This is a genomic window from Stenotrophomonas thermophila, from assembly GCF_001499715.1.
In the GTDB taxonomy this organism is placed as follows: domain Bacteria; phylum Pseudomonadota; class Gammaproteobacteria; order Xanthomonadales; family Xanthomonadaceae; genus Stenotrophomonas; species Stenotrophomonas hibiscicola.
Genome location: NZ_CVIW01000031.1, coordinates 1 through 15,441 on the forward strand (window position 1 = coordinate 1; position 15,441 = coordinate 15,441).

Annotated in this window: 14 protein-coding genes; 5 read left to right on the top strand and 9 right to left on the bottom strand. The window is 67.5% G+C overall.

What is annotated here, in order from left to right; all coding sequences use genetic code 11:
• Positions 1-45 precede the first annotated feature (45 nt).
• A complete protein-coding gene (locus BN1263_RS13520) occupies positions 46-1,503 on the bottom strand; it encodes an amidohydrolase family protein (protein WP_058981842.1) in 1,458 nt (485 codons plus the stop codon).
• A 51-nt stretch (positions 1,504-1,554) separates the two neighbouring features.
• Positions 1,555-2,256, bottom strand: coding sequence for an ankyrin repeat domain-containing protein (locus BN1263_RS13525; protein ID WP_058981802.1), 702 nt, complete (start codon positions 2,254-2,256; stop codon positions 1,555-1,557).
• Positions 2,257-2,378: 122 nt separating this feature from the next.
• Between BN1263_RS13525 and BN1263_RS13530 the strand changes: the two genes are divergently transcribed.
• Positions 2,379-3,260: a LysR substrate-binding domain-containing protein gene (locus BN1263_RS13530; protein WP_024957553.1), complete on the top strand. Its 882-nt coding sequence runs from the start codon at positions 2,379-2,381 to the stop codon at positions 3,258-3,260.
• A gap of 132 nt (positions 3,261-3,392) precedes the next feature.
• Entirely contained in the window at positions 3,393-3,830 is a 438-nt protein-coding gene (locus BN1263_RS13535) for a DUF3806 domain-containing protein (RefSeq protein WP_019660206.1), read from the top strand.
• 78 nt (positions 3,831-3,908) lie between these two features.
• Here BN1263_RS13535 and BN1263_RS13540 read toward each other — a convergent pair whose 3' ends face one another.
• Positions 3,909-5,069, bottom strand: coding sequence for an amidohydrolase family protein (locus BN1263_RS13540; protein ID WP_058981803.1), 1,161 nt, complete (start codon positions 5,067-5,069; stop codon positions 3,909-3,911).
• A 182-nt stretch (positions 5,070-5,251) separates the two neighbouring features.
• On the opposite strand from BN1263_RS13540, the gene BN1263_RS13545 reads away from it, so the two are divergent.
• Positions 5,252-5,893 carry a hypothetical protein gene (locus BN1263_RS13545; RefSeq protein WP_058981806.1) on the top strand — a complete coding sequence of 214 codons (642 nt, stop codon included), beginning with the start codon at positions 5,252-5,254 and terminating at the stop codon, positions 5,891-5,893.
• Between the two features lie 80 nt (positions 5,894-5,973).
• Here the strand turns inward: BN1263_RS13545 and BN1263_RS13550 are convergent, their stop codons facing one another.
• Positions 5,974-8,700 (bottom strand): TonB-dependent receptor plug domain-containing protein, encoded by a 2,727-nt coding sequence (locus BN1263_RS13550; RefSeq protein ID WP_021204477.1) that lies wholly within the window; start codon positions 8,698-8,700, stop codon positions 5,974-5,976.
• Positions 8,701-8,917: 217 nt separating this feature from the next.
• Between BN1263_RS13550 and BN1263_RS13555 the strand changes: the two genes are divergently transcribed.
• Entirely contained in the window at positions 8,918-9,517 is a 600-nt protein-coding gene (locus tag BN1263_RS13555) for a GNAT family N-acetyltransferase (RefSeq protein ID WP_058981808.1), read from the top strand.
• On the opposite strand, the gene BN1263_RS13560 is transcribed toward BN1263_RS13555, so the two are convergent.
• Both BN1263_RS13560 and BN1263_RS13565 read right to left on the bottom strand, forming a co-directional pair.
• The gene (locus BN1263_RS13560) at positions 9,514-10,290 is read right to left on the bottom strand and encodes a CDP-diacylglycerol diphosphatase (RefSeq protein WP_058981810.1); all 777 of its coding nucleotides are present in this window, start codon (positions 10,288-10,290) and stop codon (positions 9,514-9,516) included. The two genes, BN1263_RS13555 and BN1263_RS13560, sit on opposite strands and share 4 nt — an antisense overlap.
• Positions 10,291-10,358: 68 nt before the next feature.
• Positions 10,359-11,015, bottom strand: coding sequence for a hypothetical protein (locus tag BN1263_RS13565; RefSeq protein WP_058981815.1), 657 nt, complete (start codon positions 11,013-11,015; stop codon positions 10,359-10,361).
• Between the two features lie 171 nt (positions 11,016-11,186).
• On the opposite strand from BN1263_RS13565, the gene BN1263_RS13570 reads away from it, so the two are divergent.
• Positions 11,187-11,483: an I78 family peptidase inhibitor gene (locus tag BN1263_RS13570; RefSeq protein ID WP_058981818.1), complete on the top strand. Its 297-nt coding sequence runs from the start codon at positions 11,187-11,189 to the stop codon at positions 11,481-11,483.
• Positions 11,484-11,579: 96 nt separating this feature from the next.
• Here the strand turns inward: BN1263_RS13570 and BN1263_RS13575 are convergent, their stop codons facing one another.
• The 3 genes from BN1263_RS13575 to lldD all read right to left on the bottom strand — a co-directional run bounded on the left by BN1263_RS13575 (position 11,580) and on the right by lldD (position 15,440).
• Entirely contained in the window at positions 11,580-12,464 is an 885-nt protein-coding gene (locus BN1263_RS13575; protein WP_058981820.1) for a hypothetical protein, read from the bottom strand.
• A 133-nt stretch (positions 12,465-12,597) separates the two neighbouring features.
• Positions 12,598-14,304 (bottom strand): D-lactate dehydrogenase, encoded by a 1,707-nt coding sequence (gene dld, locus BN1263_RS13580; protein ID WP_058981822.1) that lies wholly within the window; start codon positions 14,302-14,304, stop codon positions 12,598-12,600.
• Positions 14,301-15,440 carry an FMN-dependent L-lactate dehydrogenase LldD gene (gene lldD / locus BN1263_RS13585; RefSeq protein WP_058981824.1) on the bottom strand — a complete coding sequence of 380 codons (1,140 nt, stop codon included), beginning with the start codon at positions 15,438-15,440 and terminating at the stop codon, positions 14,301-14,303. Before lldD ends, dld begins: the two co-directional genes overlap by 4 nt.
• Position 15,441: the final 1 nt, after the last annotated feature.

Genomic DNA, 15,441 nt, shown 5'->3' on the forward strand with positions numbered 1-15,441 from the left:
AACCGGTAGATCCACGCCATGCGTGGATTCCGCCCCGCCCCACCCTCAATTGGCCTTCGCCGCCTCGGCATTCCACGCCGCGACCTTGGCCTTGGTGTCGGCCAGCATCCTGTCCAGCGCGGCGCGGTCATACACGTTGCCACGCAGGATGACGCTGTCGATCTTCCCGGTGGCGGCGATGTCCTGCAGCGGGTTGGCGGTCAGCAGCACCAGATCGGCGGCCTTGCCCTGTGCGACACCACCGTAGCGGTCCATCTGGCCGAACCAGGCCGGACCGGAACGGGTTGCGGCGGACAGCGCCTGTGGCGCGGTCAGGCCTTCCTTCACGAACAGCTGCAGTTCCTGGTGCAACGCGATGCCCGGGAAGTTGAACGAATTGAGGAAGCCCGCATCGGTACCGGCGATGATCGTTACGCCCGCCTCCTGCAGCAGCGGCAGCACCGCGGCCACCTGGTGGTACTGCGCGTGGCGCGCTTCAATCTGCGCCGGCGTGGCCTTGGCTGCGCGGTCCACGCGCCACTGGTAGGTCGCGCGCAGGCCAGGGCCGATGTAGGCCAGGTACGGATCGTTGGCGTGGTCATCCTGGTCAAGGAAGTCGAGGATGCGGCCACCGTTGAGGGTCGGGGTCACGAATACGCCGCGCTTTGCGAAATCACGGTAGGCATGCATCGCAGTGTCACGGTCGAAGCTGGCGTCGAGGCGCCGGTTGGCTTCGGCACGGTCGATGCGCCCGGCGCCGAAGTCGGCGGCGATCTGCGCTTCGTCCTTGCTGCCGGCCTTGAATGCGTAGTCCAGATGCTCGATCGAGGCCAGGCCGGCATCGACCGCCTGCTCCACGGTCAGCGCCATTGGAATGTGGCCCGAGGCCTTGAAGCCGGCCTTTCGCGCAGCGCTGGCCGAGTACAGGAACAGTTCCGGCTTCAGCGTGCTGTCGGTGATCTTCACGAAATCGACCTTGTCGTGCTGCAGTCGGGTGATCGCCTTGTCGACGTCGGTCTCGCTGCCCACTTCGATCGTGCCCTTCCACACCGGCTTGATGCCCTCGATCTTCGCGCCGGAACTGAGCAGGCGCGGGCCGAACAGCGTGCCCTTGGCGATTTCGCCACGCCACTGCAGCACCTGCTCGGGCAGATCGCCGGAACAATCACGCACGGTGGTGATGCCGTGCGCGATGTACAGCGGCAGCAGTGCCTTGTTCTCTTCGATCAGCGCCGGGCCACCGCCGAAATGCACGTGCATGTCCCACAGCCCCGGGATCAGGTACTTGCCCTTGGCATCGATCTGGCGGGCCGCGCTCCACTGGCTGCGCAGCTGCGCATCTGGACCGACGGCGACGATGTCCTCGCCGCGGATCACCACGCTCTGCCCGGCCAGGGTGCTGGCGTGCTCGACGTCGACCACGATGGCATTGCGGATCAGCAGGTCGGCGCGCTCGGCGGCAGACGCCGACAGAGGTGCTACCGCAAGGAGGATGGCAAGGGACAACGGACGGGAACGGAACATGGACAGCATCCTGATGGGCACGCCCAGCGTGCGGGTGGAAGGGGTTTGCATTCAGCGGAGCGCGCCGTGCTGGCGCAGCAGGGTCTCAATTCCGGTATAGCCGCGCTGGCGCGCGTGCGTGAGCGGCGTCACGCCATCGCCGTCGGCAAGCTCCGGGTCCGCACCGGCCTCCAGCAGCAGCTGCACGATCTGCACGTGGCGCGCACCGCCATCGCCGAGCAGGATCGCTTCCAGCAGCGCGGTCCAGTGCAGGCGGTTGACATGATCGACCGCCACGCCCGCGCGCAGCAGCGTACGTACGGTGGCGACGTGGCCACGCTCGGCGGCCGGAATCAGCGCGGTGCCGCCATAGCGGTTGGTGCTGCGCAGATCGGCGCCATGCGCCAGGGTCATCGCCAGGATCTCATCCAGGCCCCGCGCGCCGGCGTACAGGTAGGCGCTGTCCTGCATCGCGTCCTTGGCATTGACGTCGGCACCGGCTTCGATCAGCGCACGCGCGGCCTCCACGTTGTTGCCATGCGTGGCCAGCAGCAGCGCGGTGCGGCCCTGGCCATCGCGCGCCTCCAGCGTGGCGCCCTCCTCGATCGCCTGTCGCACCGCATCGGCGTCGCCGCGGCTGGCAGCATCCCGCAGGCGCGCGTCTGCGTCGGCCCGGGACATGGCGGTGCAGGCGGGGGTGACCATGGCCAGCAGGCACAACAGCAGCGCGCGCGCGAAGGGCGCAGGCCAGCCAGCGGAATGATGGACGCGCATGACAGTATCTCCTCGTGTCCGTCGCCACGGAACGCCGTGCGACGGTAGCAACAGCCGCGCATTGCCGGCCCCTGCCCCGCATGGTAGAAGTCGGCCTGGGTATCCAGAAGTGAAATGTTCAAATGCAAGACAGTGCCAAATCGAATAGAACCCTGTTCGAACTGGACCTGCTGCGGGCGCTGGTGATGGTGGCCGACTGCGGCAGTTTCACCACGGCGGCCACGCGCCTGCATTCGACCCAGTCCACGGTCAGCCAGAAGGTGCGGCGGCTGGAGGAACTGGCCGGGCATCGCCTGCTCGAGCGCGGCCATCGCGACGTGCACCCCACCGATGCCGGCCACACCCTGCTCGGCTACGCGCGGCGCATGCTCGACCTGAACGAGGAAATGGCACAGGCGCTGGCCGGCGCGACGGTGGAAACCGCGGTCCGCATCGGCGTACCGGAGGACTTCGTCAACCCGCAGACCACCCGCATGCTGGCCGCCTTCAGCCGCCGCCACCCGCAGGTGAAGCTGGAGATCAGCAGCGGCCTCAGCCGTGACCTGGCGCAGGGCTTCGACCACGGCGAGCTGGACCTGGTGCTGGTCAAGCAACGCCGCAACAGTCGCCAGGCGGTGCATTGCCGGCGCGAGCCGATGCACTGGATCGACAGCCTGCGCAGCAGCTGCCTGCAGCAGGACCCGCTGCCGCTGGTCACCTTCCCGCCGCGAGGGCTGTACCGCGACGAGATGATCCACGCCGTGGAAGCCTTGGGCCTGCGTTGGCGCATTGCCTTCACCAGTTCGTCGCTGAGTGGCATCCAGGGCGCGGTGGCCGATGGCATCGGCATCAGCCTGCTGCCACGCCGCGCGGTCAGCCGCGAGCACCGCATCATCGATGGAGAGCGCGAGCTGCCGGTGATCGACAACTACGAGATCGGCCTGCTGCATCGCGCGGACGCCGATGATGCCGTGCGCGCACTGGCCAGCGAGCTGTGGCGGCAGGTACAGCGCGAACCGGACTGACCACAGTAGATCCACGCCATGCGTGGATGCCTTTCGCGCATCACGCATCGAAACATGGTCACTCCGGCCGTACGACGGGCAACAATCGCCTCGTAGAGTGCCTGTTGTTTCCGTGCTCCACGGCGCCTTGGCATGTCCGACCAATTCCCCACCCGTTTCGATCCCCTGCCTGCTGCACTGCAGACGCATCTGCAGCACCAGCGCTCGCTGATCGCCGCGCGCGTGGCCGCCAGCTTCCCGACGTTGCCGGTGCAATGGCCCCTGGCCCCCAGCACATTGCAGCGCGTGGTCGATGCCGAGCTGATCGACCGCGCCGACTGCGATGGCTGGGAAGCACTGGGCGTGGCATTCGGTGACACTCTGGCCCAGCGCGTGCCGGGCCTGACCTGGATGCAGGTGACCGATGCCTGGGGCATCGACGCGGTGCTGCGCTATGCCGACAGCAGCCTGCAGATCGGCGCCAGCACCCTGCTGCTCAAGCGCGTGGAGCAGGGCGAGATCATCGACATCGCCCACCTGCTTGCGTGGCTGGAAGAGTTCGTCGCTACCCGCGCCGACGATTACGCCTGACGGCATATCGGGGTAGATCCACGCCATGCGTGGATGAATGAGACCGCGCGATGGTGCCGTCCACGCCATGACGCGGATCTACAGCCAGCGGCCGTCGACCACCACCCTGCGCTCCACCGGCACCCCGGCCACGGCGGCCGGGCCGTGGTCGGCACGCACGGCCACGAAGGTCGCCGGCCGGCCTTCGGCAATACCATGCTGCGGCAGGCCGATCACCTGCGCGGCATGGGTGGTGACCATGTCCAGCGCCAGCATCAGGTCGGCATCGGTGTAGAAGCCGGAACGGTAGCCCAGCAACATCGCCCGCTGCAGCAGGTCGCCATTGCCATACGGCCACCAGCAGTCGCGGATGTTGTCGTTGCCTGCGAACACGCGCACACCGGCATCATGCAGCGCGCGCAGCGGCGGGAACGGATGATCGCCCGGCGCGTTGCTCATGATCGCCACACCCGCCGTGGCCAGTGCTTCGCCCACCTGCAGCGCGCGCGCCAGCGGCACTTCGCCCAGCGAATAGGCATGGCTGACCGCAACCCGCCCCTGCAGGCCGGCGGCCCGCGTCCGCGCTGCAATGCGCAGCAGCTGCGCCAGGCCGGTTTCGCCGGGCTCGTGCAGATGGATGTCCAGCTGCACGCCGTAGCGCTCGGCCAGGCCGAACAGCAGCGCCAATTGGCCTTCGGCATCACCATCGAGCGTGGTCGGGTCGATGCCGCCGAGCACCTCCACGCCCGCAGCAAGCGCCTGCTCCAGTACGGCGGCGGTGCCGGGACAGGAGATCACCCCGGCCTGCGGAAACGCCACCAGCTGGATCCGCATGATGTCGGCGCAGCGCAGCGCCGCCTCGCGCACTGCTTCGAGATGGCCGAGACCGGTGCTGGCGTCGATATCGACATGGCAGCGCATCGCCACGGTACCGAAAGCACTGCATTGGCGGATCAGCGCCTCGGCACGGTCCAACATCGGTGCCGCATCCGCCACCGCCGCCTTCTCCACCGCCAGCCGCTCACGCAGGCTGTTCACCGGCTGGTGCGGGTGCCAACGGTCGCCGACAAAGCTCTTGTCGAGGTGAATGTGGCCGTCGACCAGCCCGGGCAGCACCGCGAAGCCCTGCAGGTCGACGCATTCCGCTCCGTCATCCGGCGCGGTCTCGCCATTGAGCCCGCTGATGCGGCCATCACGGATATGGAAATGCAGTGGCGCACCGTCGCGGTCGACACCGCCATGGACGAACTGGAGGGTCATCGGGAACTCCCGGGATGCCAAGAATGGCGCCATCGTGCGCCTCGCCACAGCCATCGGCCAACGAAATATCTGGATGGCACGCATTCACCAGAACGATGACTGCCCTGGGACAACCGGTCGCAGCCACGCCGTGCACACCCCTGAACGGGTAACATGGGCGCCTGTTTCCGCTGTGATGCCGCATGGGCCCGTCCGACCGCCACGATCGTCTCCGCCGCTGGCAGGCCGCGTCCCTGCTTGCCGCCGCCCCGATCGCCAGCCTGTCCGCCACTGATGCGGCGGCCGCTGCGCCGCTGCAGTCGCCGCCGGGCCAGCAGCGCATTGCCCCGGCTGCACTGGTCGAGCGCCTGCATCAGCGCGTGCTGTCCGGGCAGAGCGCCACTGCCACGCTGGAATACTGGTGCGCCGAGCACGGCCTGGCCGAACAGGCGCGGGTCCGCGCGGTGCGCATACACGGTCACGACAAGCCGGCCCCAGCCGACGTACTGCAGGCACTGGGTGCAGCACCCGGCGCCGAGCTGCGCTATCGCCGGGTGCAGCTGGTCTGCGGCAGCCGCGTGCTGTCCGAGGCCGACAACTGGTACCTGCCCGGCCATCTCAGCCCGGCCATGAACCAGGTGCTGGACAGCACCGACGAACCCTTCGGTCGCGTCGTCGGCCCGCTCGGTTTCCAGCGCCAGACCTTGGCCGACCAGACGTTCTGGCCGCCGCGGGGCGAAGGCGACCGCGGCGTGATCCTGGAGGTGCGTGCCCTGTTGCGCGACCGCCAGCAGCAGCCTTTCAGCTACGTCATCGAGTCGTACCTGCAGCAGGCACTGCCCTAGGCCGCCGGCGCGCGCCATCACAGCGGATAGGGACACAGCAGAAGGCCCGGCATTGCCGGGCCTTCTGTCTGCCCGCCCGATCAGCGGAACCGGTAGTCCAGCTGCACCCAGTACTGGCGGCCATACGGGTCGTAGTTGCCGACCGGGTAGAACGGCCAGCCGCCACCGTTCCTGTCCGCCGGCGGGCGGCTGTCGCGCAGGTTGTTGACGATCACGCCCACCGACAGGTTCTCGCCGAACTGGCGGAACACGCTGGCGTTGTACGTCATGTACGGCGCGATGCGGCCACTGCCATCGGTCTTCGGCAGCGAGCCGAAGCGGTTGCCGTACAGCGTAGTGGTCCAGTCACCCTGGTTCCAGGTGATGCTGCCGTTGGCCTTGCTGCGCCACTGGTAGTCATCCAGCGAATTGCGGATGTCACGCTCCGGATCATCGGAGAACTGCCGGTACTTGTGCTCCAGCACCACGGTGTAGGCCAGGCGCGTGGTGAACCGGCCATAGTGGCCGGCATCGAAACGCCAGTTGCCCTTCAGGTCCAGGCCGCGCACGGATTCGGAGGCCGCGTTGATCGGGTTGATCAGCACGCGGGTTACCTGGTCCGGCTGCACCGTGGCATTGGACGGGTTGCGGATCACCCGCGACAGCGCGTCCTGGCACAGCGGTGAACCGATATCGCGTGCTTCGCCACCCAACGTGCGGCCCAGGCGGCAATCGGCTTCATCACGAAGAATACGGCTGGTGTCGAGGCTGGTGACCTCATTGTCGATACGGATGTCGTAGTAGTCAGCACTGAAATCCAGCCCGGACAGCGGCGACCAGACCACGCCGAAACCATAGGATTTGGCGGTTTCCGGCTGCAGCTGTGCGTTGGCGCGGTTGCTGTAGTCGATCGACAGGCCGTTGTAATCGCAGTTGTCATACGACTGGCCTGCGGTGCGGCAGCGCCAGTAATCGGTCATGCCCGGGTTGTAACCACGCGTCTCGGTCGCGAACACGTAGTTCATGTCCGGCGCCCGGAAGCTGGTGGCAGCGGTACCACGGATCAGCAGGCTCTCGATCGGGCGGAACTCGACGCCGAAGCTCCAGGTCGCCTTGCCGATGTGCTCACCACCGGCACGGTACTGGTCATAGCGCCCGGCCAGGGTGGTGGTGAGCGACTGCAGCAACGGCAGCTGCAGCTCCACACCTGCGGCGTAGCGGTCACGCTCGCCACCGGCGCCGACGCCTGCACTGGTGTTCCAGAACTCGCCGGTTCCCAGTCGCGGGTCCGGTCGATTGCGATAGCCCTGGCTGCCAGCCTCGACCACCGCGGCCAGCGCAGCGTCGCCACCGGGCAGTGCGAACAGCCGGCCGTTGACGCTGGCGCTGAAGGTCTGCAGCCACGCCGCGTTGCGGCTCTCCTGGTAGCCGGACAGGCTCTGGTACTCGTTCGGGCTCAGCGGCTGGAACAGGCGCGCCGGATCCGGCGCATAGACCTCTACGCCATTGCGCACGCCCAGCTTCGGGCCAAGCAGGTATTCGTTGATACCGGCCAGCAGCACCGGGCGGCGGGTGCGGTTCTCGTAACGCGAGCGGCTGTACACCGCCTCATAGTCCCAGCCACTGTCGCCGATCTGGCCGCGCGCGCCGACGTTGAATGACCACGAGTTTTCCAGGAAGCGGTTGGCGTTGCGCGGCAGGCCACCGATTTCCTCGGGCGCAAAGCGGCGGTACCAGCTTTCCAGGTTGCCGGTGGTCTGGTTGTAGAAGTAGTTGCGCGCCGAGGTCCAGGTGGGCGCACGGGTGTTGTTGGTGATGCGTGCACTGCCCACGGCCAGATCGGCGAACAGGTCGGTGGTCTCGTTGACGTGGAAGGTCAGCAGGCCGTAGCCGTTGAGGTTGCGCTTCTCGGTCTGCACCGTCCAGTAGCTGGCGGCGGCCTCGTTGCTGCCGCAGTACCAGCCCTGGCGCGGGTTGAAGGCACGGAACACGCTGCCGCCATAGATGTCCGACGCCGCGTCGCAGCCATTGGCGCCCGGATCGATGTTGCGACCGGTAGCGGCGTTGCGGCGATACGCGATCGCGGTCGCCTGCGGCGCCTTGCCGGCGGGGTCATCATCCAGCGAGTCCATGAAATCGCGCTGGCGCGCATGGATCGCCTTGCGCACGTCGAACTCGAAGCCGAACAGGGCATCCCAGCGCTCGCCGGAACTGCCACCCACAACCTGCGCGCGCTGGTTGTCACCCCCGCCCTGCTGGGTGCCGCCGGCCCGCACGTTCACGTCCACGCCCTCAAAGCGGTCCTTGAGGATGATGTTGACCACACCGGCGATGGCATCGGAGCCGTACACCGCCGACGCACCGGCCGCCAGCACCTCGATGCGCTCGATCAGCGCACTGGGGATGTTGGCCAGGTTGACCACGTTCACCGAGCCCTCGTAGGCCAGCGGATAGTCGGCCTGGCGGCGGCCGTTGACCAGCACCAGCGTGCGGTTCGGGCCCAGCCCGCGCAGGTTGATGGTGTTGGCGGCCGGGGTGAAGGTATTGCCGAAGTCCTCGCCCTGCACGTTGCCGGTGTTCTCGGTCAGCGCGCTCAGCGCATCGAAGGCATTGCGGTAGCCCTGCGCGTCGATCTGCTCGCGGCTGATCACCGTCACCGGCGAGGGCCCCTCGACACTGGCGCGCGGAATGCGCGAGCCGGTGACCTTCACTTCCTGCAATGTGGTGGGCGCGCTTTCCTGCGCGAAGGCCGGCAGCGAAACCAGCATCAGGGACGACAGTGCGAGCACCAGCGGACGCGGGCGCAGCGCCTTGGGGGAGGCGGACATGGGCTTCCTGGGGGGGAGTTGGGCGGGTAGTAGCGGGAGCGGCCTGTGCGGCACATAACGATCCCGTAACGAAAGTGTCCTGACTGGGTGGTTTCAACGGAAATGACCAGGCCTGATGGCCTTATGCCTGAACCGAATCAGTCCCCCGGCGCCGCTCACCGCATTTTTGCAATGTTTTGAATGGTGCAGGGGGGCGGTCACGGCCATCGTGCCGGGGATGATGATCCCGTATCCCACCCCGCTTCTCCCCCCGTTGCGGCCGGTGCTGCGCCGTCACCTGCTGCAGCTGCAGGCCGCACCGGTCACCCTGCGCCCGTTCCAGCGTACCGACCTGCCGCGCTGGCGCTTGTTCGATGATCGCCGCCGGCGCGGCCGACGCCATCCGGCGGGTATCGACGAGGAAGCCCGCTTCCTGGCCCACATGCACCGTTCACGGCTGGAGCAGGACAACGATCAGCTGATGCTGGGAGTATTCGATGACGAGCACGGCACAGTACTGGACCAGTTGCATGTCCGCCTGCAGTGCTTGCAGACGCGCTGCGCCGAGCTGCTGTCGCTGCAGCATTGGCACCCGCACGCGGATGCAGCGCTGCGGGCGCTGTGCCCGTTCCTTTTCGAGGATGTGGGCGTGCACCGCCTGTTCGTGATGCTGCCACCGGCCTGCAGCAGCCCGTTCGCCACTGCACTGCACGCCTTCGGCTTCGAACAGGAAGGGCTGCTGCGCGACCATCACCTGGATCTGGACGGTTGGCAGGATCGCCAGCTGCTGGCGCTGACCGCGCCGGTCTGGCGCAGCCGCCAGCACCCCGAGAGTTAGCGGACCCGCTCCAGCGATGCGCCTGCGCCGGTCAGCACCGCGCAGGCGTGGTCCTGCAGCTCTTCAGCGCTGGCCTCGTTACCGGTGCCGGGGTCCACACGGGTGGCCAGCAGGATGAAGCCGGGGCCACCCTGCACGGGTTCCCGGCCGGCCACCACTAGGCTCCACTGGCCCACGTCGCCCACGCCGGCGAGGTCATAGGCCAGCAGATTGAGCGGATTGGCGGTCAGTTCCGCGCCCGGCAACAGGCGGGCCTGGTACTGATGACCACGCAGCGGCACCGGCAGCGGTGCCCAGCGGCTGCCCAGGGCAGCGGCATGCGCGTCCAACGCCTGCAGCACGTCGGCACGCAGGCAATCCACGTGGATGTGCAGCTGGTGCTGCGAACGGCCGTGCGGCGAGTTCAACGCCAGGCTCGCGACGTTGCGCGGCAGCGGTTGCCGCAAGGCCTGCTCGGTGTGGCTGCGCGCCTGCCAGGCCGCAGCGAAGTAGTTCGGTGCACCGCGCTGGTACAGGCTGCGGCTCTCGATACCGCTGACCTTGTCCAGCGGCATCAGCAGGAACTGGTAGTCGCCGTGCGCGTCCTTGACCAGCACATCGCGGCGGTCTGCGGCCGGCTCCACCCGCAGGCAGTCACCCCGCGGCCCTCCAGCGCCACGGCAGTCACGCTCGATCAACCGCCACAGCGCATCGGCATGAGCCGGTGGCGGCGGCGCGCTTGCACAGGCAGACAAGAGCAGAAGGGACGGCAGCAGGAAGGGGCGCAGGGACACGGAAACAACTCACGGAACAGGCACGGCACACAGCGCCGCGCTGCATTCTAGCCAGTGCGCTGCTGCAATCAGTAGGTGCCGAACGGCACTTCAACCACGATCGGTGCCCCGCCCTCGCCCGCCTGCAGGCTGTAGCGGTCCAGCGCACCATCGTCATCAGCATGCGGCTGGCGTTGGAAATGCAGCGGATAGCGAATGTCTCCCAGGCGGACGGCGCTGCCGTCGGCCTCCAGCGCGGCACCTTCGGGAATAAGCAGCCCGCCCAGGTCGCTGTAGGCGCCCGGCACATCGGCGAAGCTGTAGTCGGCCAGTTCGTCCACCCGTTGCATCGCATAGACGTGCGGCACATAGGGACGTACCGGGCTGCGGCCATTGCTCAGGTCGGTCACCCAGGCCTGCGGCAGGTGGTACTGCTCACGCAGCGCGGCCACCCCCAGCGAGGGGCTGGCCACCTGCAGGCAGCACACCGTCCGCTTGCCTTCACGGTCGAGGATAGCGAAACGGTCGCCACGGGTCGCCGCCTGCGGCAGCATGGCAAAGGCCAGATTACGCTGCGCAGGCTCGTAGCCCGCTTCGGTCTGCAGGTTGCGCCAGGCGCCGAACACCGGGGTTTCGACCGCCGCAGGTTCCGGATCGGCAGCGGAGGCGGCAGACGCCACGCCCAGCAACGACAGCGCCAGCGCCGTCATCGTCTTGTTCTTGCCGCGGAAACTGCCTGACGTCATACCGTACCCAACACCTGCGCCGGAAGGGCCCGGCCTGCCTGCTGGCGTACTGCCAGCCATTGCTCCCACTATGCAATGACCACGCTGTGCCGGCAATGACCGGATCGCTGACGCCTTTCGCACGCCCGGTGCTATCGTTCCCGTCATCTTCCCCTGCGCAGGAGCGCTCGCATGTCCGCATTCCGTCTGTCCCTGTTGCTGCCGGCCTCTGCCCTGCTGCTGTCGGCCTGCGTCAGCACCCCTGGCCCGGAAGTCAAAGGCAGCGGCCGCTGCGACGCCAGCCAGCTGGGCTGGGCGATCGGCCAGCCGGCCAATGAGCCCAACATCCGCCGCCTGTCCCGCGAGAGTGGTGCCGGCCTGGTCAACCCGATCGGCCCCAGCACCATCACCACCAAGGACATCCGCCAGGACCGCCTGCGCGTGTTCGTGGACAAGGACAACGTCATCACCGCCACCCGCTGCCAGTAAGCGCCGCCTCAGTTTTTGTAGAGCCGAGCCCACGCTCGGCTGCTCTGCGGCCGGGCCACGCGAGAACCCGAGTCGAGCATGGCTCGACTCTACACTTCAGGGTTCGGTATAGCCGGCGCAGTCCGGCAGCGCCTGGTCCGGGTGGAACATGCCCTCGCGGAAGTGGAACAACCGCGTATAGGTGCACGCCGGATCCAGCTCGGTGCGCAGGTCTTTCTTCTTCAGCGGCCCCTTGGCCAGCGAATCCTCGAAGCGCGAAACATCGGCCGGGAACCGGGTCGCCACGGTCTGGTAGCGCAGCACCGGCATACCCTCGGCAGCCGTGTCCAGCGCCAGCTTCGCCGAGAAGCCGTATTCGTCGTGGCAGGCACCGGCGCGCTGCCTGATGTCCTGCTCGCTGAAACAGGCGCGGATCATCGCATTGCCCAGCCATGGCACGGTCAGCACGTTGTCGTCCACCTGGATGTCGTTCTGCAGGTGGCGCACGCGTGCCAGCTGCAGCGTGGACGCGTCGGCACCTCCACCGGAGTACATGGTGCTGAACTTGACGATGCCACCCACCAGCACATTCTGGCGGGCGCGCTGCTGCGGGTCGGTCACCGGTTCATCGCTGCCCACGCCAGGGGACAGCCGCACGATCCATGGCCACAGCGACAGCTCGCTTTCCTGCGGCACGTCGATGCTGACGTGGTAGGTGTGCGGCTTGCCCCGGCCCTGCACCTTCTCAAGCACTTCCAGCACGCTCGGCCGGTCACCCTCCTCGGCAACCGGTTGCACGCGCATGCACCAGTTGCCGTCCCGCGTGCAGTCATAAAGCCCCGACGGTCCAGTCTCACTCGCGATCAGCACCTGTCCCAGCGGCTCCATCACGTTGCCGGCGGCATCGCCCTGCTGCGGCAGGATCGCGCTCTGGGCCAGTGCCAGCAGCGGGGTCGCCAGCAATGCGACGCCCATGGTCGTGCGGGCAACGATGATGGGCATTGAGGAGATTCCTGCTCGTGGGATCCAGATGGTAACCGCTGCCGTTGTAGAGTCGAGCCATGCTCGACTGCTGTCTGTCGGAAAGAGCAGCCGAGCATAGGCTCGGCTCTACAGCAAAGCCAGTTTGTATCCGTCAATGCCCACTACAGTCGCAGCCACCCCACCCCTTGGCCTTCGAGGTCTGGCCGATGCCGGGATTGAACGTATTGCTCGGGTCCAGCTGCTTGTAGAACCCGGCCAGCGCCGGCTTGGCCGGATACAGGTGGCCGACATTGTGCTCGGCCGGATACTCGGCGCCACGCTGGTCCAGCAGCGCCCACATCGCATGCTCGATCGCCATCGGGTCTTCACCTTTGCGCGCGATGTAGTCCTGGTGGAACACGTGGCACAGGAAGTGGCCGTAGTACAGCTTGTGCAGCAGGCGCGCGTCGATATCCGCCGGTAGCTGCTCGAACCAGTCGGCATCGTCACGTCGCAGCGCGATGTCCAGCGCGACGATGTCCTGCACCTGGTCACGATGCACTTCACGGTAGCGCACCGCGGCACCGGCCACGGCAAAGCGATGCAGGAACGCCTTGCGTCCCTCCTCCGCCGTGCAGTGGAAATAGCCGCCTTCGTGGCCGGCGAAGAAGCTGCGCAGCCAGGCCTCGGTTTCCGCAGCGTCCTGGGCAGAGACCTTCAGCAACAGGTGATGCTCGTAGCGCTGGCGGAACTCGCCCATGCGCTTGGGCAGGTGCGAGGGCAGCAGGCCCGTCAGCACCTGCATCACACGGTCGGTCACGCCGCGCAGGCCCAACCGCTCGAACCAGCCATCGACACGGCTCTTCAACGCGAACGCGGCGGGCACGCGGGAAGTGCCAAGGCGGTCGATCAGCAGGAAGCTGTCCTTGCCGTAGCGCTCGCCGATGTCATAGGCATCGCGGTGGACGTACTCGCCGGCAATCGGCAGGCGCTCGAAGCCGGTCAGCAGCTGGCGACGGATCGCGGTGAGGCTGTCGGTGCGGTTGCTGCCTATATAGAAGACCTCTGCAGCCTCTTTTTCGAAGGTGTCCAGGCGCACCGCGAACACTGCCAGCTTGCCGGCAGATCCCGCTGCCTCGAAGTGGCGACTGGGGTCGGCATTGAAGCGTGCCGGGGTATCGGCGTCGACCTTGCGCACTTCCTCGGCATAGCGTGGGTCGGAAGCCGCACGGCCGTCGCCATCGCCCACGTCGGCGGCCGTGTAGTCACCGGCCTGCAGGCGCTGCAGGATCTGCTCGGGCGTGTCACCCAGCGCGATGTCCAGATGATTGACCAACTGCAACCGGCCCTCCGCGTCGACCTGCGCGTAAAGTGCCAGCTCGGTATAGGCCGGGCCACGTCGCACCAGCGCACCGCCGGAGTTGTTGCAGATGCCGCCCAGCACCGAGGCACCGATGCAGGACGAGCCGATCACCGAATGCGGTTCGCGACCCAGCGGGGCCAGCGTCTGCTCCAGGCGGTCCAGCGTGGCACCCGGCAGGCACAGCACCTGGCGGCCTTCGTTCAACAACTGGATGCCGGTCAGGCGCAGCGTGCTGACCAGCACGATCGGCCGGCCATAGTCATCGCCGTCCGGGGTCGAGCCGCCGGTCAGGCCGGTGTTGGCCGCCTGCAGGATGATCGCCGCGCCGCCCTGCACCGCTGCCTGCAGCACGTGCCACAGTTCCAGCAAGGTACCCGGACGCACCACCGCCAGTACCGGGCCATCGCCGAAGCGGTAGCCGCGACGGAAGCGGCGCGTGGCCTTGTCACCGGTCAGTACATGGCGGCTGCCGACCGCGTCGCGCAACTGTGCCAGCACGGCATCGTGGCCACTCATGGCAGGCTGGCCAGCGAATCGCGGCCGATGTCGGCGATGCGGCGCGCACCGGTCAGTGTCATCGCCACGCGCATCTCCTTGACGATCAGGTCCAGCAGGTTGGCCACCCCGGCCTCGCCCTGCGCGGCCAGCGCATAGATGAAGGCACGCCCCAGCAGCACGGTATCGGCCCCCAGCGCCAGCATGCGCACCACGTCCAGGCCGGTACGGATGCCCGAATCGGCGAGAATCTTCAGGTCGCCCTGCACCGCGTCGGCGATGGCCGGCAGTGCGCGTGCGGTGGACAGCACGCCGTCCAGCTGGCGGCCACCGTGGTTGGAGACCACGATGCCATCGGCACCGAACTTGACCGCATCACGCGCGTCATCCGGGTCGAGGATGCCCTTGATCACCATCGGGCCCTTCCAGAATTCGCGGATCCACTCCAGGTCCTTCCAGGAAATGGAGGGATCGAAGTTGCTGCCCAGCCAGCCGATGTAGTCCTCCAGCCCGGTCGGGTTGCCGCGGTAGGTGGAGATGTTGCCCAGGTCATGCGGGCGCCCGAACAGGCCCACGTCCCACGCCCAGTGCGGATGGGTGATGGCTTGGCTGATACGGCGCAGCGAGGCGTTCGGGCCGCTCATGCCGGAGTGTGCATCGCGGTAGCGCGCACCCGGCACCGGCATGTCCACGGTGAACACCAGCGTGGTCACGCCCGCAGCCTGTGCCCGCTCCAGCGCATTGCGCATGAAGCCGCGGTCGCGCAGCACATACAGCTGGAACCACATCGGCCGCTGGATGGCCGGTGCCACTTCCTCGATCGGGCACACCGATACGGTGGACAGGGTGAACGGGATGCCGCGGCTGTCGGCCGCGCGCGCCGCCTGTACCTCACCGCGCCGGGCATACATGCCGGTCAGGCCGACCGGCGCCAGCGCCACCGGCATTGCCAGCTTTTCGCCGAACAGCTCGGTTTCCAGGCTCAGGTCGGACATGTTGCGCAGGATGCGCTGGCGCAGCGCGATGTCGGACAGGTCGGAAACGTTGCGCTTCAGCGTGTGCTCGGCATACGCGCCGCCATCGATGTAGTGGAACAGGAACGGCGGCAGCCGGCGCTGCGCTGCGGCACGGTAATCGGTGGAGGCGGAGATGATCATG